A 16,291-nucleotide genomic window follows, 5' to 3' on the forward strand; every position below is an offset into this window, starting at 1 on the left:
GGAGGAGAACCTGTGGTCAGCCCGCTGCTCGAAGCCACCATCGAAACCAACGCGAAGCCTGCCAAGGTGTGGAACGTCGTTTCCGACCTGCCCCGGATGAGCGAATGGAGCCCGCAGACCCGCAAGACGTTCGTGCTGGGCGGCGAGATCCGCGAGGGCTCGCTCGCGTTCAACATCAACCAGCGGGGCATCCTGTTCTGGCCCACTCGCGCCAAGGTCGTCGAGTTCGAGCCGAACAAGAAGATCGCCTTCCGCATCCTCGACAACAACACCGTGTGGTCCTACACACTCGAGCCGCAGGGCGAGGGCACCCGCATCATCGAGCGCCGCGAAGCACCTCGCGGCACCTACAAGATCTCCCAGCTCCTCGTCAAGACGTTCCTCGGCGGAAACGACACCTTCGAGCAGGAACTCATCGAAGGCATGAACGAGACCCTCGAGCGCATCAAGTCCGAGGTCGAGCAGTAGCACCACCCCGAGCCTCGCGATCGTGAAGATCCCGCCACCTCCTACGTGGCGGGATCTTCACTGTTCGCGGCCCCGCCAGAATTGTCAGCCCTCGCGCGCTGCCCGCAATTGCGCGATATCAAGCTTCGTCATCCCCAGCATCGCCGTGAAGGCGCGACCGACCGCATCGGCATCATCGCCAGCGAGCAGATCCTCGAGCCCCTCCGGGACGATTTGCCAGGACAATCCGTACCGGTCCGCGAGCCACCCGCACTGCACCTCCTTGCCCCCATCGGCGAGCGCGTTCCAGTAGTAGTCCACCTCTTGCTGGTCCGCGCATGTCACGAGCAGCGAGATCGCCTCGGTGAAGGGCATGTCGGCGCCGCCATTGATGGCGGTGAATCGTTGCCCATCGAGCTCGAAATCAACCGTCAGGACGGTTCCGGCCGGCATGGGCGCGTTCTGCGGATAGAAGCTCGTCCGCAGGACCCTGGAGTTGGGGAACACAGACGTGTAGAACTCGGCAGCCTCCGCGGCCTCGGAGTTGAACCAGAGGTTCGGAACGATACGCGGAGTGATCGACGCAGCCATGATGGCCTCCCTATGCTTCGCAACAGATACAGCTATTCAGACCAGTGCGGGCAGCGGGAATCATCGCGCCCGCGACTCACTCTCCTGCCGGCGAGTAAACCGTCAGAACTTGGTGGCTGGTGCGGATGCGCAAGTGGTCGGTGTCGCTGATGGGGTCGCCGTCGAGCGCGACGGGAGTGCATGTGGCGAGGGTGATGTCGAGCTGGGGGAGCGTGAGGTGCTCGTGGATGGGGCTGGTGCGCAGGGTGCCGGTGATGACGGCGTAGAGGGCGCGGGTGTAGGAGAGGGGATAGTCGGCCCGGATCAGGCGGATGTCGAGGGTGCCGCTGTTGATGGTCGTGCGGGCCACGGGGATCCGGTCGGTGGGATGGTAGGTGCCATTGCCGATGAAGATGGTGCGAGCACGCATGGGCATGCCGTTGAGGGTGATGCAGAGGGGCTCCGCCGCGGCGAGCTCACGGATCATGCCGAGCGCGAGGGGGATCCATTTGCCAAGATGCCGCTCCCACTTCGTGCGGGCCTGCAGCGCTGCCGGGTAGGTGCCGAGGCTGGCCGTGTTGAGGAAGAGATGAGGAATGTCGTCGTCGAGCTGGGCGGTCGCGGTGTCGACGCGCTGGGATTGACCGGTGGTGACGGCGTGGGCGGTGTGCTCAGCCGTGGGCGTGGCGATGTCGAGGGCGAAGTGGTTGAGGGTGCCTCCGGGGAACACGGCAAGGGGGAGGCCGGTGTGCTGGATCGCGGCGGCGATGGTGCGGACGGTTCCGTCCCCGCCGAGTACGCCGACCGCGATGGGCTCGTGCTCGTCGACGAGGCGGCGAATGTTGTCCACCGTGCTGCTGTTGGTGCTGCCGAGCGGGATGTCGAGGATCCGGGCAGCGGGCAGCAGCTCGGTGATGCAGGCGCGCCGCGCTTGGTCGGTACTGCCTGATTCGGGGTTGGCGAGGATGAGGAGGCCCTCGCCGCCGGGCAGGGCCGGGGCGTTTCCAGGCGTAGTACGTGCAGGCCCTGCTGCCGGCTGGGGCGCCCACCATCGGCGGGTGACGAAGGCGACGCCGATGCCGATGAGGCTGCCAACGATGACGTCGGAGGGCCAGTGGACACCGTTGTGGACGCGTGAGTAGCCAACCGTGGCGGCCAGTGGCGCGACGGCGAGCCCGAGGATGGGGGACTCCAGTGCGACGCCGGTGGCGAATGCGGCGGCGATGGCGGCGTGCCCGGAGGGGAAGGACGAGGTGCGCGGTGGCGTGATGCGGCGCCGGTGCGGAGGAAGCATCGCGTGATCGGGGCGACCGCGCGGGATGGTGAGCTTGAAGGCCACGTTGGCGAGCGCGCTGCTCGCGGCGACGGAGAGGATGCCGCGGACGGCGGCGCGGCGGGGTGGTCCGGGCTGGCGGGCGAGGAGGGCGGCGATGGCGAACCAGGGCTTGCCGTTGTTGGCGATGGTGCTTGCGGCCTGCATGGCGGCGTCGAGCGCGGGGGAGTGGCTGCGGACGGATCGGGCCATGAGCTCCTGGTCGAGAGTCATCACCGGAGCGAGGATGCGGCGCATGGTTGAACGCTAGCGGTTGCGGGGCGGCGGGCGCGACGGTTCGGGTCGCAAGTTCGATCCTTGTCCCCGATGGGCCCTGGCGCGTAACCTGGGCCAGACTGTTGAACGATGGTCAACAACGGTCGATGAGCGATCGTGGAAACGAGGAAAACCCATGACAACCACTTCCAGCCTTGCTGCGCCCCTCGGCCTGCCCTGCGGCGCCACGTTGCGCAACCGCATCGCGAAGTCCGCGCTGAGCGAGCAGCTCGGCACCCGGTCCCACGCGCCCGACCATCGCCTCGTCACCCTCTACGACCGCTGGGCACGATCCGGGGCGGGGCTGCTCATCACCGGCAACGTCATGGTCGACCGCCGCGCGCTCGGCGAACCACGCAACGTCGCCGTGGACGACGACCGCCACCTGCCACAGCTGCAGGAATGGGCCACCGCCGCCAAGGCCGGAAACACCCACGCCTGGATGCAGATCAACCACCCAGGCCGCCAGGCACCCCGCAACCTCAGCAGCACGCCCGTCGCGCCCTCCGCTATCCCCGTGACCGGCATGGCTGGGGCCTTCGGTACTCCGCGCGCACTCGAGCATGACGAGATCCTCGAGCTGATCGGTCGCTACGCCCGCACCGCGGCCATCGCCATCCGCGCGGGCTTCACCGGCGTGCAGATCCATGCCGCGCACGGATACCTCATCAGCCAGTTCCTGTCGCCGCTGACCAACCAGCGCACCGATGAATGGGGCGGCGACGCGGCCCGGCGCCGCCGGTTCCTCCTCGAGATCGTCGCCGCGGTCCGCGCGGAGGTGGGCGGGAGCGTCCCCGTGAGCGTGAAGATCAACTCAGCAGACTTCCAGCGCGGCGGATTCACCGAGGACGAGTCCCTCGCCGTCGTTGCCGAGCTCGCCCGCGCCGGGGTCGACCTGCTCGAGATCTCCGGCGGCACCTACGAGGCGCCCGCGCTCATGCTCGGCAACCCCAAGGCATCCACCGTGGCGCGCGAGGCATACTTCCTCGACTTCGCTCGCAAGGTCCGCGAGGAAGTCACCATCCCCATCATGCTCACCGGCGGCTTCCGCACCGGCAGCGTCATGGCCGATGCGATCACCGGTGGCGACATCGACGTCGTGGGCCTCGGGCGCCCGATGGCCCTCGAGCCCGACCTGCCCTCGCGACTGCTCAGCGGCGCCGCAGCGGCATCGTCCACACGCCCCAGGCGCATTGGCGTTGCCAAGCTCGACGCCGCGGCCGAGCTCACGTGGCACACCACCCAGCTCTGGCGAATGGGCGACGCGAAGGAGCCGGACGCCGGCCAGCACCCCCTCGTGGGCATCGCGCGCTATGCGGGCGCCGCCGGCCTCGATACCCTGCGCCGCCCACTGCGGCGCGGCCAGTTCTAGCCCGAAGCCGCTACGCTAGGTCAGGCAAACCGCCCGAGGGGCATGGAAGCAGGGGAGGACTCGCAATGGTCGGAATGGTCGAATCGAGCAAGGACACGGTGCAGGAGCTCATCGTCTCCGCGGTCAACCACGTGGGACAGGTCGCGGTCATCGCCACCACTCTCGTCGCCGATGTGGTGCGCGAGGTCGGCACGCTGCTCACCGAGATCCTCGACATGGCGCAGCAGCTCATCGAGTCCGCTGTCAACCACGTCGGGCAGATCGCCATGCTCATCACTCGCGCGATCGCGGCGGTCGTGTTCGAGCTGGGCGCCATCATCACCGACGGCTTCGACATGGTCGATGCCACCGGCGCCGCCCTGCGGGACCGCCGTGGCAGCCGCACCCTCGTGGCGGTCTAGCACCCAGCCCGCGCGATCGCGTTGGCGCCTATCATGCGGATATTGCCTGGCTTGAACGGTGGTGGCAGTGTGGGGAGGCGCAGCGGGGACCGGCTTGGTGTGATCGTTGCGGGCGTCCTGGTGATCACAGCGATCGCCGCGTGCGTTCCTGCCCCTGACCGCCCGGCCCCGCCTGCTGAACCGCGCGTAGCGATCTCCTCCGGCTCGCTCATGCTGGACGGCACGGAATGGTGGCCAGCAGGCTTCAACGCCTACCAGCTCGCTACGGATTGGGACATCAACGATGGCTGTGGAGCCGAGGTCGATCTCGACAAGTACTTCGGTGCCTTGCCGGAGGGATCGCTGACCCGGTTCAATGCATTCCAGACCTTTGCCGTGGACAAGACGAGCGGCGAGATCAACTACGAGCCCCTTGATGCAGTGCTCCGCGCCGCGGAAAGGCACGGGCAACTGGTCATCCCAGTGCTGTCGGGGCAAGACGGTGCTTGCGATGGAGAGGTCTTCAAGCAATACCCCTGGTACGTCTCGGGATGGCGTGATGCGCCCATGCCCCTGCTGACATTCGAGCATTGGGCGCGCAGCCTGGTGTCGAGATGGTCGGATTCACCGGTTGTCGCGGCGTGGGAGCTGGTAGGCGAGCCGGAGCCTGCTGCATGCACCGATGCCTCGTGCGCGGCGGAGAGCAGGGAGTGCCCGGCGGACGCGGCCCTCGTTCTTCGGCGGTTCTTCGACGAGGCTGGAGCCATTGTCCGAGCGCTGGACCCGGGCCGCTTGATCACGGCCGGCTATCTGGGCGGGGACCAGTGCGGCACCGCGGGCGAGGATTTCATGGTTCCGAGCGCCTCGCGGCATGTCGATGTGCTGCAGTTCCATGATTACGCCATCGACGATCCCCTACAGGTCGGCGAGCATCGGGAGAGCCTCGAAGCGAGGTCCCAGCAAGCACGGCAGCTCGGCAAGCCACTGCTGGTCGCCGAGATCGGAGTCTCCGCGGGCTCGTGCCGGTCCGTCGAGGAGCGCGCGGATCTGATCGCGGCACGAATAAGGGAGTACCACCTGCTCGGTGCAGCAGGTGTGCTGGTCTGGTCTTTCGTTCCCGACCCGCGCACGAGCCAGTGCACCATGGACGTCGGCCCGGGTGACCCCTTGTGGGGGATGATCGGCCAGTTCAGCTAGATGGCATGACGCGATAGAGCCGCCACGGCGGCTGGTTGGCACCATCATTGGGAACCTCGAGCTCGAGAGTCGCGATCTGCGAGCCGTTCTCGAACATCGTCGGATAGCGCAGATTGACCGCATCGGTCGCGCCGCGTCCCTCGTTCGGCACTACGAGCAGGTAGCGCACGCTGTTCCCGGCGGGATCATCGAGGATCGTCACGAAGTCCCCATCCGAGGGGATCACGAACTGTTCCGGGTTCTCGGAGGCGGCGGTGATGGCGAACCCGTAGACCGAATCCACGATCACGGACCCCGCCGGAAGAACTTGGGAGTCAAGGAATGTGGCGATACGCCGCTCGGTCGAGAATGACCTGATGATGCTTCTCGCCTCATGCTGGATGCCGAGCCGCTCCGCGACCCCGGGCGCAACGATCGCCGTCAACGCGTAGTGCTGGGTCGCGAGGGTGCGATCGGTCAAGCTCCACAGGCTGACCGGCAGGGACGCGCACACCAGGAGCACTCCGGCATTTCCCCATGCGCGCGAGCGGGGCAGGGCAGGCGCGGGTCCGCGGAACCGGCCGCGGCGCCGTGGCCGTGGCGCTCCCGCCCTCGGATATAGGTGGATCACCAGCAGTACGACCAGCGGGATCGCGCAGATGTAGAACCGCAGGAACGGGAACGTCAGGCCCCGGGTGAACGCGATCGCCTGGAAAACCAGGACCGACGCGATGATCGCGACGGGAACGATGAGCTCACGCTCCCGGCGAGCGAGGAACATCATGAACGCGATGGGCGCGACGATCGGCAGCGCGGGCGCGAGCACCATGATCTCCGCGAGCGAGAATCCCAGCCCTTCGGTGGCGGAGATCCTAGGCACATCGGAGGCCTCGAGGATCGCGGTATTGCCGTACTGGGAAGAGAACTGCGCTAGGGCGTCGCCGGTGAGCAGCCAGCTGGCTCCCGCCCACATGGCGAACGCCACCGCGAACGGAAACCCTACGATGACGGCATCGAGCATCGCCGGAGCAGGCAGGCGGAGCGAACGGCGGGTGTAGCTCACCAGATAAACGGCGAGGATTCCCGCAGCTACCACCACGACGGCGTCATAGCGGGCAAGGTAGGCGCCAGCGAGCGCGAGCCCGGCGACCGCCAGATCATTGGCGTCATCGCTGTGATACCAGCGCACGAGGCGCCGGACCGTCCATAGAAGGAAGAACAGGAACACGGCCTCGCTCATCCCGTTCGCGCCATGAATGATGATCATCGGGTGGAGCGCGAACGCCGCTACCAGGGCGGAAGCGGGCCATCCACCGATCCCGCGGTCGTGGACGATGCCGGAGACCTGGTAGACCGTTCCGGCCATGAAGAGGGTGGACATGAGGACGCCTGATAGCCCGAACCGGGTGATCTCCGGAATCCACGGGGTCAATGCCACTGCGGGGAGCTGCGCCATCGCGGGCAGCGGAGTGAACACGAAACCGAGAGCGGCGAGGTGGGGATCGCGGCTATGCAGAACGGCCTCGGCGCTGGCGACCCGGGCGAGAGCGTCCCCCATCAGGTAGTGGTGCCGCAGTGCCAGCCATAGTCCAACCGCGAGGTAGAGCACACCGCTCGCCAGGCCCGCGATCGCGTCCCGCCTCATGTCGAGCTGCCCGCCCCTGGTAGCCCATGCGCCGTCTTCTCCCAGAAGGAGGGGTTGCGCAGCAGTTGCCAGCCGCCCTTGATGGCCGCCACGCTCATCATGATCCAGTAGAGCGGCACCGTCAGGACTGGCAGCAGAAGGTCGTGCTGGTCGTTCTCCCGGATGCTGATCAACCCCATGAACAAGGTGGCCGCGTTGCCGAGGACGAGGCACGCGATCGCGGGATAGTAGATCGGCGCGGGGAACAGCTCGCCAACCGGTGTCGGTTGCCCCAGGAACCAGGTGAGCGTCATCATCCAGAAGACGGTGTTGAGGATCGCGATCAATGGCGTGCCAGCAAGCAGCACGGTCATCCGAAGCGTCGAGACCAGCCCTAGCTGCTTGTAGAGCACGATCGGCCTGCGGGTGTGGACTAGCCAGGTCTGCAGGTAGCCCTTGTACCAGCGGGATCGCTGGCGGATCCAGTTGATGGGGTCGCTGTTGGCTTCCTCCATGGTGGTCGATTCGAGCACAGCGGTGCGGTAGCCCGCGGTCTCGATGCGCACCCCGAGATCAGCGTCCTCGGTGACGTTGAACGCGTCCCATGCGCCGATGTGCTCCAGGACTGATCGCTTCAGGTGGTTCGAGGTTCCCCCCAGGGGGATCGGGGAGCGGCTACTCATCAATCCGGGGAGGATGAAGCTGAACCACAGTCCGTACTCGGCGGTGAACCATCCCGTGAGTAGGTTCTGCTTGCCGTTGTGGAAGCTTAGCTGGGCTTGGACGCATGCGACATTGTCGCCGAGCCGACGGAACGCGGCCACGGCGCGCCGCAGCTGGAGCGGCTCCGGGTGGTCCTCGGCATCGTAGATGGTGACGATCTCGCCGGTGGCGAAGTGCAAGCCATAGTTGCAGGCCTTGGGCTTGGTGCGGGGCTCGGCCGGGGGAACCTCGACGATTGTCACTGTGCTGTCGAGGTTGGCGCGATGCGCCGCGGTGATCGTGTCCTGGTCGTCGGCCTCGAGGAGCAGGAGCACCTGGAGCTTGCTGGCTGGGTACTCGAGCCCTCCGACCGCGCTGATGAGCAGCGCCACGACCTCTGGCTCCTTGTAGGCGGGCACGAGGATCGTATATCGCGGCAAGTCGTCATCATCGAGGGCAAGCGCCTCGGCATCTGATATCCGGAGGATCGCATCTCCGCGCAGGCCCCGGGCAAAGAGCAGCACCCGGTCGGAAATCGTCACGACGTAGGCAGCGGTGAGCACGGCCATGATGACGGTGAGCGCGAGCAGCGGCCAGAGCGCGATGAACCCGGCGGTGGCGGCGGCGAGGGCAATGAGCATGTTGCGCTGCCAAGGCAGGAAGGCTCGTGATGCGGAAGCGAGCGGATCCCGCCAGGAGAGCCCGTTGATCGCTTCATCGAGGGCATGGCCTGGATCCACCTTTGGATGTTCGGCGCTAGGGGACATGTCGAGGGCCTCGCTGCTCAGTAGCCTGTGAATTGTGCCGCGACAAGCTGCCGGGCGATGGTGGTCATGAGCCGGGCATCCTTGAACTGCGGCTGGAGATCCGTCAATGCTTCGTTGCCGCGGAAGAAGATCTCCAGCAGCACGGCCAGGTTCGAGGCCATGGAAGGCTCGGGATCCGGGAAGCGCGCGCCGGGATCCCGGTTGTCGAGAGTCGTGAGCACGATCCGCTGCACCACATCACCGCGCTGCCACGCGAGGTCTAACCGGGTGGTGGTGAGGTACTGCTTCTCATCGATCACGGAGTAGAGGTGTCCGCTCACGCCCTGGCCCAGGTCTACGCGGCGCAAAGGGCTGCGTCGGGTTCCGCCGAGGTCATACAGCGTGCTGACTGGGTAGATGTCGAGCTGCACCCGGTTCGGCAGGGTGAAGGTATCGATGGCGACGCGGCGCGCTGGGATGGGAGTGCCTGGAAGCTGGGAATAGAGCAGGGTGGTGACCGCACCGGTTCCCGCCGGACCGGCTTCGAGCAGCTCGAGCTCGGAATTCCGCGGGGTCGCGCGCAGGACCTGGCGGCCCAGGGTCGCCTCGGGGCCGAAGTAGCGGCGCACCCATGTGTACTCCTCTCGCGAGTCCTCGACCCAGCCGGCCGGGACTACCTGCGTGATGCGCGGCGGGATGTCCGGACCCCTCGCGACCACGGCACGACCGGCTTCGGGAACCGGGATCATGGCGATCAGTCCTGCCGCGACCGCCAGCACCGCTACGGAGCGCCACGATGATTCGCTGCTGCCCGACATGCTTGGTGGCCTCCGCTCGCTCGCGCTGGCAGGCCGTCGCAGCCAACGGACCAGAAGCCACGTGGCGGCAGCAGCGATCACCACGGGAACGCGCTGGAACTGCACTAGCCCGAGGCCAGTGTCCAGCGCGATCAGCAGGCTCAGCGCACCGAGCCCGATCGCGCATGCCAGCGCATAGATCGCCAAGGACTCGCGCCGATGACGGCCTAGCCCTAGCGCGATCGCGGAGGCGCAGATCAAAATGCTTGCCGTTCCGTTTGCGCGCGCGTCGCCCCCGAGCAGGCTCGACAGCAGGCGATAGGACAGTGGGCCACCGGCGATGAGCACGAACCAGAGTGGCCAGTAGGTTCCGAGCTGGCGCAGCCCGAAGAGCAGCACACTCGCGGACAGGACCATGATCAGCGCGGCGAGGAGGTCGAGCTGCAGCAGCACATGCTGCTCGGCATACCGGGGTACCACGAGCAGCTTGATCAATCCAGCCACCACAAGCCCCAGGAAGCCAGCGATGGCGTTCGCCTGGCGATCACTGATGGGTAGGCGCTGGCGCGGCCGTGTCGCGATCCCGACGCCCGCGAGGAGGACCAGGATGACGAAGAGAGGGTAGTAGCCGGTATCCCCGCCACCTTGGGTCGCGAGAAACATGCCGTGCCAGGTCGGCCAGAAAGCGATCGCGGCCGCGGCAAGGATTGCCACGGACCGAACCGAGGGACGGGGAACCCTGGCCATGCGCGGAGCCTATCGGCGCGAGCGCCGGCGAAGAGCGAGGCCGAGCGCCGCCACGCCGCCGACCACGAGGGCACCAATGCCGACCAGGGCCAGAAGCCTGCCCTTTTCGTCAAGCAGGCCGCCTTCCTCTGCCTTGTCATCGTTTATCCCCACGGCGACCGCTCGTGGTTCCTCATCACCCAGTGCTGCCACGACGTTCCCGGTCAGGTCGAACCACCTGCTCTGATCGCTCTCGAGCCAAGAAAGGATCGAATCCACGCTTGCGTCCACGCCGTCCGTAGCGAGCGCGATATCACCGTCTACCATCGCGATCTGTAGTGATCCGTAGCGCTGCGAGGGATCCAGGTTGAGCAATACCTGGGAGCCGTCAGGCCCGTCCACGACGTAGGCATCGCCGCTCTTGCTCAGCGGGAGGTCCGCGCCGCTCGCGCCGATCAGGATCTTCGGCCCCTCAGAGCGCACCGCGTCGTCGATCGTGCCGATCTGCAGGTGCAGGGGCGTGGCGGAGAGCGCCTGCAGTCCGGAGACGATGCGGATGAGCCTGCGGGCATGTGCGAAGTCGAACTGCTCGAGGCCTGCGTGGGTGCTCGGCAGCAATGCCTGGGGCAGAGCCTCGAACCAGGGCTCTCGCGGATCAGCGCCGACCACGGTGAGCGTCGAATCCGGATCCATGGCAAGCGTGACCGGTTGCTCCAGCCCGCAGTCGAGGCTGGCGCCCGAGATCTCCGCGGATACGGTCAGAGGCATGAACCGGGGCAGGCGCGGACCGGTGATCTCGATGGTCCTGTCGAACGCCCCGCTTGCCTCCATCGGCCAGTGGCCGAGGACCTCGTCGCCCAAAGCCACGATTATCTGTCCGCCCTGGGCGGGGGACAGCGGGGTGTACGTGCCGATGAGGCGCAACGTGGCGTTGTCGACGGCCCAACCGATCCGGGTCTGGTCCAGCGTGAGAGGCAGGCGCACCCGGCCTACCGCGGTCGCGCGGGGCGAGCCGAGCCCAAGATCCCGGAACGTCGCGGCCTCGGGCGCGATCCGTGGGCGGGAAGCCTCCCCCTCGATCGATGCCGAGGGCGCGGCCGCTAGAGCCGCGAGACTACTGGTAAGGACCCGGACCTGGGTGGCGAGGTCCGGCCCGCTGCCCGCCATGCGCAGCGTCGGCATCCGGCCTGGCTCCGTACCGAGGTCGATCGCGCTGCCGGAGGCTTCCGCGATGACGAACCGCCGAGCAAGGAAGGCATTGTCCTGTCCCGGATCCTGACCGCGCCCCGGGAGCTGCTCGACCTCCACACGCGTTCCTTGGCCTCGATATCGGTGCACGAGAACCGTGGCAAGCTCGGTGGCGGCAGTGACCTCGACCGGCGAGGGATCGGTCGGGATCGCGATGACCGCGCGATCGAGCAGCGGCGGGAGGAATCCAGAGATCGAGGCGGGCGGGGACTCGTCACCGGAGAACTCGACCGAGATCTCCCTCAGGGAGATCGTTGGCCTGTCCCAGTAGGTGAAGCAGTCGAGCCGCTCCGGCACCGCGGTCGAGACGAGTTCCACCGTGGTGGCGCCAGCAGAGATGTCTGTTCCCGCCAGCGGGAGCCTGACGATCGGCGAATCGGCGAGGCTCGCAGCGGTCAGCTCGGTCCGGCTGACCACCGCGTCCTGGTGAACCACATCGATGATGCCACGCGAGGCATCCGGTGGCATGGTCGCTCGTGCCTCGAGGAACTCCGGCCGCAAGCCCTCGGGAACGGGGATGGTCCGCACCACGACGTCGCGGTCACCCAGGAAATCGACTTCGGCACCGAAACCAAGATCGCCCGCGGGGATCCGCGCATCTGCTCGCGCCGTTGCCGTGCCTGTAGCCAGGGCATGCCCGCCCGCCAGCGCGATCGCAAGCGCGCAAGGAGCCATGAGGCCGCGCTGCGCAGGAAGTCGTAAAGGCATGGTGGCCCCGTCGTCGAAATGGAACGCAACAGATTGATTATGTTTCCATACGGGGCAATCTGCTACGCGCGATCGCGTTGAATGGTGGGATGTACCACCTGATCCGGCGCGAGGATATGCCGACCGAGGGAATGCTCCTGCATCCGGCCTCGCTCGCCACGGAAGGATTCATCCATTGCACCGGCACGGTGGAGACCCTGGTGGCGGTGGCCAACGCCTTCTACCGGGGCTGGACAGGCGACGTGCTGGCGCTGGAGCTCGACCCCGAGCGGATCGGCCAGCCCGTGCGCTGGGAGGCCGCGGACCCCGCGCCGCCGCCAGGGGTTCCTGCCGACGTGCTGTTCCCGCACATCTACGGGCCGCTCGACCCCATGGCGGCACGACGTGTGCTGCATGCCCGTCGTGACATCGATGGCACCTACCGGGGATTCGAGCCGCGGCCCGCGCTCGCCGAGAAGCATGACCTTGCCCCGCACCCGGAGGGCGGCTGGTTCCGGCGCACCTGGACGAGCACCGGCCAGGCCCGCACCGAGCGCGGCGATCGGGATCTTGCCTCGGCGATCCTTTTCCACATCCCCGCGGGGCATGGCACGCGTGAGCACATCGTGGCGTCCGATGAGCTGTGGCTCTGGCATGGACCGGGGGCGGTCAGGCTAGCCATCGATGGGACCAGCCACCGTCTCCATCGCGACGCCAGCCCGCAGGTGCTCGTGCCCGCGGGCACGAGCCAGTCCGCCCACGCCATCGATGACACGCTCGTCACGTGCGTGGTCAGCCCCGCGTTCGACTACCGCGACCTGCGCATCATCGAGTGATCGGCTACCGGCTGCCGACTAGTCGCCGAGCGGGCCACGCCCCTCGGAGGACCGCTGCCGATCGTTGGTATCAGGCAGTGCCTCGCTCAGCACCAGGGCCGAGCGCCGCCACAGGAGGGTCCCGACGAGGAGCAGCAGCACGGCGATCACGCCCAGGGCAATGGCCACGCCCGTCATCCCGCCGGCAGCAGCTGCCAAGGCGCCCGGCACCGCGATGATGGCGAGCGCGATCAGGATGTAGGCGATGTTCTTGCCCGCGATGATCCCCTTGGGAGGATTGGCCGGGGCATTGTTGCTCGAGGACTGGTCCGTGCCGCGCTCTGTCATCGCGCTGCCTCTCCGTAGGTTACGGGTTACATGATCAATTATGCCAGCGCGCCCCGGGGCAGGCATTCACTGCTGCTCTAGCGCCAGCTCGCGTCCGGCAGTGGTCGCGGGCACGGCGTGCCCGGGAACGTGGCGAGCTCGAAGTGCCACCACTCATTGATGAACGATTGGCACAACCCATAGCGGAAGCCATTGCGCTGCAACCATGCCGCGCCGTCCCTCGGGCCGACATCCACCGCGTCACCGGTGACATGCGTGGATTCATCGGGGGGCAGCACCCACCGCCTCGCCTCGTCGGGGCTGCCGTACGTTGCCAGGCCCTGCTCCCACAGTGCTTGCTGCTGCTCCGCGGATCGGGCGCCCGAGGTCACCGAGATGACGACCCCCTCGGCCCGGGCATCGGCCACGGCCAAGGTGTAGGCCAGAGCCAGCAGCGGGTCGAGCCTGTCGGTGCCCTCGGCGGAGCCCGTAGCGAGCGGCTGGGCCACCGCCACCCCGGGAAGCAGCACCGCGGCCAGCCCCGCGCTCGCTACCACCATGCCTGTCCGCATTCGCTGCCATCGCCGCATGCGGGCCAGCCTAGCCGTAGCGATAGCATCAGGAAGCCTGATCCGCGCTGGCGAGCGCGCTGCCGACACGATGGGGGAACGATGACAACACCACACGCGCCAGGGCCGGGCCCGCACTTGCCCTGGGCCGTCGAGCACAACAGGCGCGCGCTGGTCCCCATCGCCGTCATGGTCATCATGGCGATCATCGCCGTGCTGCTCCTTGGGCTCACCATGCTGCAAGCCGGAGCCGCGGCCAGCCTTGGCTCAGCGATCCTCGCGTTCGTGCCGGTCATCCCGCTCGCCGCGCTTTTCCTCTGGGTGGACCGATGGGAGCCCGAGCCGGGCCGCATGCTGCTTGCCGCGTTCATGTGGGGCTCGAGCATGGCCGTGCTCATCGCCCTCATCTCCGGCACGGTCCTCAACATCACCTGGGCCGCCATTCTCAGTGATCTTGGTGCCTACGCATTCAGCCTTGCCGTCACCGCGCCGATTACCGAGGAGATCTGCAAGGGCCTGTTCATGGTGTGGCTGTTCACCTTCCGGCGCCGCGAGATCGACGGCATCGTCGACGGGATCGTCTATGCCGGCCTGGTCGGCGTCGGGTTCGCGTTCACCGAGAACATCTTCTACCTCTCCGGAGCGCTCAGTACCGAGGGAATCGAGGGAGGAATCCTGACCTTTGTGCTGCGCTGCGTGATCAGCCCGTTCGCGCACCCGCTGTTCACCATCATGCTGGGCATCGGACTGGGGCTGGCGGTGCAGAGCGCCCGCAGCGAGGTCAAGTACGCCGCTCCCGTCGTCGGACTGCTCGCCGCGATGCTGCTGCACGCCCTGTGGAATGGGTCCACCTTGCTGCTCGGTGGCTACGGATTCATGCTCGTCTACATCTTCATCATGCTGCCCGCGCTCGTCGCCACCATCGTGCTGGTGATCTGGCAGCGCCGCCGCCTGCAGCGCGTGGTTGCCCAGCAGCTCCCCGCGATGGTCGCGGCCAACCTCATCACGCCCGACGAGACGCCCCACCTCGCGTGCCTCGCCGGGCGCCGGGACTGGCGCGCGACAGTGCGGCAGCGCCACGGCCGCGCGGCCGCCGATGCGGTCCGCGAGTACCACGCCGTGGTCACCGAGCTCGCCATCCTCTACGACCGCATCGAGCGCGGTGCCATCGGCGCTTACCGGGCCCGCTATGAGCCCGAGCTCGTCCACGGCCTGCGCGCGGCCCGCGCCCGCGTGATCAACCAGCCCACCGCGCTGCGGACTGCCGCCGCTTCCGTGTCGCGCGGCAACCCGTACTTCCGCTAGAAGCTCGGGATCTCCGGCGTCGGCGGCAGCGTGACAACCTGCCCCGCGTAGGACAGCCCCGCGCCGAACCCCAGGAGCAGGGCTATCTGTCCGCCCTTGGCCTTGCCAGTGACGAGCATCTCCTCGATCGCCAGCGGGATCGAGGCAGCGGAGGTGTTGCCCGTGTTCTCGATGTCGTTGGCCACGGGAACGTCGTCGCGCAGCCCGAGGTTCTTCTTCATCAGGTCGTTGATACGGGAATTCGCCTGGTGCGGGATGAACACATCGATGTCGTCGGCGGACATGCCCGACTCCTCGAGGGTGCGCGATAGCGCCTTGGGCAAGGTGATCGCTGCCCAGCGGAAGACGCGCGGGCCCTCCATGTTGATCGTCATTCGTCCGACCTGCTCCACGGCCGGGTCAGTGCCCTGCAGGTTGTTGGCACGATCCATGTACTCGTCGAGCGCGTAGTTCTGCGAGATCGCCGACGAGTTCTCGCCGTCGCTGCCCCACACGGTGGGGGAGATGCCGTTCTCCTCGCTGGGCCCCACCAAGACAGCCCCGGCGCCGTCGCCGAAGATGAAGCCGGTGCTGCGATCAGTGAGGTCGAGGCCCTTGGACATGGTCTCCATGCCGATGACCACGACATACTTCGAGGTTCCCGCGCGGATCAGGTCCGCGGCGATCGCGAGGCCGTAGCCGAAGCCGCTGCATCCGGCCGTCAGGTCGAACGCGGCGATGCCGTTGAGGCCGAGCTCGTAGGCGACCTCGGGAGCACCGTGGGGCACCTGGTTGGGCCAGGTGCTGGTCGCGAGGATGAGCGCACCGATCTCGGATCGTTCCACGCCACTATTGGCGATCGCCCGCTCCGCCGCCGTGATCGACAGGAACTTGCCATCCTCGTCATCGCTCACCCAGCGGCGGTTCCGGATGCCGCTGCGGTCGTAGATCCACTCGTCCGAGGAATCAAGGACCTCGCACACCTCGTCGTTGCTCACCAACCGCCTGGGCCGGTACGCGCCGATGCCGAGCATGGCTACGTTCTGGTGTCCGGTCCTCGATGCAATGCTGACCACTTGTTCGGCTCCTTTGCCGTGATGCCACGCTCGTGGCACTAAACCTATCCGCAACAGCCTATCCACAACACTTGTCCGGGGCCTATAGCCCCCATCACTACCGTGGCAGGGAATTCCAGCGGGAGCGGGATTGCTCGCGGGCGCGCGCCGGTCCCGC

The 16,291-nt window shown here is 67.3% G+C and carries 15 protein-coding genes; 6 read left to right on the forward strand and 9 right to left on the reverse strand.

Annotated features, from left to right (window positions below; all coding sequences use genetic code 11):
- Nucleotides 1–12: 12 nt before the first annotated feature.
- Nucleotides 13–468, forward strand: coding sequence for an SRPBCC family protein (locus QC765_RS14545; RefSeq protein WP_278315159.1), 456 nt, complete (start codon nucleotides 13–15; stop codon nucleotides 466–468).
- A gap of 84 nt (nucleotides 469–552) precedes the next feature.
- Here QC765_RS14545 and QC765_RS14550 read toward each other — a convergent pair whose 3' ends face one another.
- Together QC765_RS14550 and QC765_RS14555 are read right to left on the reverse strand one after the other, a co-directional pair.
- Nucleotides 553–1,038 (reverse strand): VOC family protein, encoded by a 486-nt coding sequence (locus tag QC765_RS14550; RefSeq protein WP_278315160.1) that lies wholly within the window; start codon nucleotides 1,036–1,038, stop codon nucleotides 553–555.
- 76 nt (nucleotides 1,039–1,114) lie between these two features.
- Entirely contained in the window at nucleotides 1,115–2,587 is a 1,473-nt protein-coding gene (locus QC765_RS14555; protein WP_278315161.1) for a bifunctional phosphatase PAP2/diacylglycerol kinase family protein, read from the reverse strand.
- Between the two features lie 154 nt (nucleotides 2,588–2,741).
- Between QC765_RS14555 and QC765_RS14560 the strand changes: the two genes are divergently transcribed.
- The 3 genes from QC765_RS14560 to QC765_RS14570 all read left to right on the forward strand — a co-directional run bounded on the left by QC765_RS14560 (nucleotide 2,742) and on the right by QC765_RS14570 (nucleotide 5,554).
- Nucleotides 2,742–3,977, forward strand: coding sequence for an NADH:flavin oxidoreductase/NADH oxidase family protein (locus QC765_RS14560; RefSeq protein WP_278315162.1), 1,236 nt, complete (start codon nucleotides 2,742–2,744; stop codon nucleotides 3,975–3,977).
- Between the two features lie 65 nt (nucleotides 3,978–4,042).
- Nucleotides 4,043–4,378, forward strand: a complete 336-nt coding sequence (locus QC765_RS14565) for a hypothetical protein (protein WP_278315163.1) — start codon at nucleotides 4,043–4,045, stop codon at nucleotides 4,376–4,378.
- Between the two features lie 42 nt (nucleotides 4,379–4,420).
- The gene (locus tag QC765_RS14570) at nucleotides 4,421–5,554 is read left to right on the forward strand and encodes a cellulase family glycosylhydrolase (RefSeq protein ID WP_278315164.1); all 1,134 of its coding nucleotides are present in this window, start codon (nucleotides 4,421–4,423) and stop codon (nucleotides 5,552–5,554) included.
- On the opposite strand, the gene QC765_RS14575 is transcribed toward QC765_RS14570, so the two are convergent.
- The 4 genes from QC765_RS14575 to QC765_RS14590 are packed head-to-tail and all read right to left on the reverse strand — an operon-like array spanning nucleotide 5,547 to nucleotide 12,084.
- A complete protein-coding gene (locus QC765_RS14575; RefSeq protein WP_278315165.1) occupies nucleotides 5,547–7,178 on the reverse strand; it encodes a glycosyltransferase family protein in 1,632 nt (543 codons plus the stop codon). The two genes, QC765_RS14570 and QC765_RS14575, sit on opposite strands and share 8 nt — an antisense overlap.
- A complete protein-coding gene (locus QC765_RS14580; protein WP_373876767.1) occupies nucleotides 7,175–8,626 on the reverse strand; it encodes a glycosyltransferase in 1,452 nt (483 codons plus the stop codon). The genes QC765_RS14575 and QC765_RS14580 overlap by 4 nt, the downstream gene beginning before the upstream one ends.
- A gap of 17 nt (nucleotides 8,627–8,643) precedes the next feature.
- A complete protein-coding gene (locus QC765_RS14585) occupies nucleotides 8,644–10,149 on the reverse strand; it encodes a hypothetical protein (RefSeq protein ID WP_278315167.1) in 1,506 nt (501 codons plus the stop codon).
- A gap of 9 nt (nucleotides 10,150–10,158) precedes the next feature.
- Complete coding sequence (locus QC765_RS14590) at nucleotides 10,159–12,084, reverse strand: hypothetical protein (protein ID WP_278315168.1); 1,926 nt, start codon at nucleotides 12,082–12,084, stop codon at nucleotides 10,159–10,161.
- An 89-nt stretch (nucleotides 12,085–12,173) separates the two neighbouring features.
- On the opposite strand from QC765_RS14590, the gene QC765_RS14595 reads away from it, so the two are divergent.
- Entirely contained in the window at nucleotides 12,174–12,899 is a 726-nt protein-coding gene (locus QC765_RS14595; protein WP_278315169.1) for a cupin domain-containing protein, read from the forward strand.
- Nucleotides 12,900–12,917: 18 nt separating this feature from the next.
- On the opposite strand, the gene QC765_RS14600 is transcribed toward QC765_RS14595, so the two are convergent.
- Both QC765_RS14600 and QC765_RS14605 read right to left on the reverse strand, forming a co-directional pair.
- Nucleotides 12,918–13,226, reverse strand: coding sequence for a hypothetical protein (locus tag QC765_RS14600; RefSeq protein ID WP_278315170.1), 309 nt, complete (start codon nucleotides 13,224–13,226; stop codon nucleotides 12,918–12,920).
- Nucleotides 13,227–13,303: 77 nt separating this feature from the next.
- A complete protein-coding gene (locus QC765_RS14605; RefSeq protein ID WP_278315171.1) occupies nucleotides 13,304–13,795 on the reverse strand; it encodes a M15 family metallopeptidase in 492 nt (163 codons plus the stop codon).
- A gap of 81 nt (nucleotides 13,796–13,876) precedes the next feature.
- Between QC765_RS14605 and QC765_RS14610 the strand changes: the two genes are divergently transcribed.
- On the forward strand, nucleotides 13,877–15,079 hold the full coding sequence (locus tag QC765_RS14610; protein WP_278315172.1) for a PrsW family intramembrane metalloprotease: 1,203 nt from the start codon (nucleotides 13,877–13,879) through the stop codon (nucleotides 15,077–15,079).
- Here QC765_RS14610 and QC765_RS14615 read toward each other — a convergent pair.
- Nucleotides 15,076–16,134 carry a beta-ketoacyl-ACP synthase III gene (locus QC765_RS14615; RefSeq protein WP_278315173.1) on the reverse strand — a complete coding sequence of 353 codons (1,059 nt, stop codon included), beginning with the start codon at nucleotides 16,132–16,134 and terminating at the stop codon, nucleotides 15,076–15,078. The genes QC765_RS14610 and QC765_RS14615 overlap by 4 nt on opposite strands.
- Nucleotides 16,135–16,291 lie beyond the last annotated feature (157 nt).

The sequence above is a fragment of the Hoyosella levis genome (assembly GCF_026008515.1).
GTDB classification, from domain to species: domain Bacteria; phylum Actinomycetota; class Actinomycetes; order Mycobacteriales; family Mycobacteriaceae; genus Lolliginicoccus; species Lolliginicoccus levis.

Bases quoted from the DNA above. Each gene is read 5' to 3' on its own strand.
- QC765_RS14550 (WP_278315160.1), bottom strand. From the start codon at position 1,038: ATGGCTGCGTCGATCACTCCGCGTATCGTTCCGAACCTCTGGTTCAAC.
- QC765_RS14605 (WP_278315171.1), bottom strand. From the start codon at position 13,795: ATGCGGCGATGGCAGCGAATGCGGACAGGCATGGTGGTAGCGAGCGCG.
- QC765_RS14595 (WP_278315169.1), top strand. From the start codon at position 12,174: ATGTACCACCTGATCCGGCGCGAGGATATGCCGACCGAGGGAATGCTC.
- QC765_RS14565 (WP_278315163.1), top strand. From the start codon at position 4,043: ATGGTCGGAATGGTCGAATCGAGCAAGGACACGGTGCAGGAGCTCATC.
- QC765_RS14560 (WP_278315162.1), top strand. From the start codon at position 2,742: ATGACAACCACTTCCAGCCTTGCTGCGCCCCTCGGCCTGCCCTGCGGC.
- QC765_RS14610 (WP_278315172.1), top strand. From the start codon at position 13,877: ATGACAACACCACACGCGCCAGGGCCGGGCCCGCACTTGCCCTGGGCC.
- QC765_RS14590 (WP_278315168.1), bottom strand. From the start codon at position 12,084: ATGCCTTTACGACTTCCTGCGCAGCGCGGCCTCATGGCTCCTTGCGCG.
- QC765_RS14555 (WP_278315161.1), bottom strand. From the start codon at position 2,587: ATGCGCCGCATCCTCGCTCCGGTGATGACTCTCGACCAGGAGCTCATG.
- QC765_RS14585 (WP_278315167.1), bottom strand. From the start codon at position 10,149: ATGGCCAGGGTTCCCCGTCCCTCGGTTCGGTCCGTGGCAATCCTTGCC.
- QC765_RS14600 (WP_278315170.1), bottom strand. From the start codon at position 13,226: ATGACAGAGCGCGGCACGGACCAGTCCTCGAGCAACAATGCCCCGGCC.
- QC765_RS14575 (WP_278315165.1), bottom strand. From the start codon at position 7,178: ATGAGGCGGGACGCGATCGCGGGCCTGGCGAGCGGTGTGCTCTACCTC.
- QC765_RS14580 (WP_373876767.1), bottom strand. From the start codon at position 8,626: ATGTCCCCTAGCGCCGAACATCCAAAGGTGGATCCAGGCCATGCCCTC.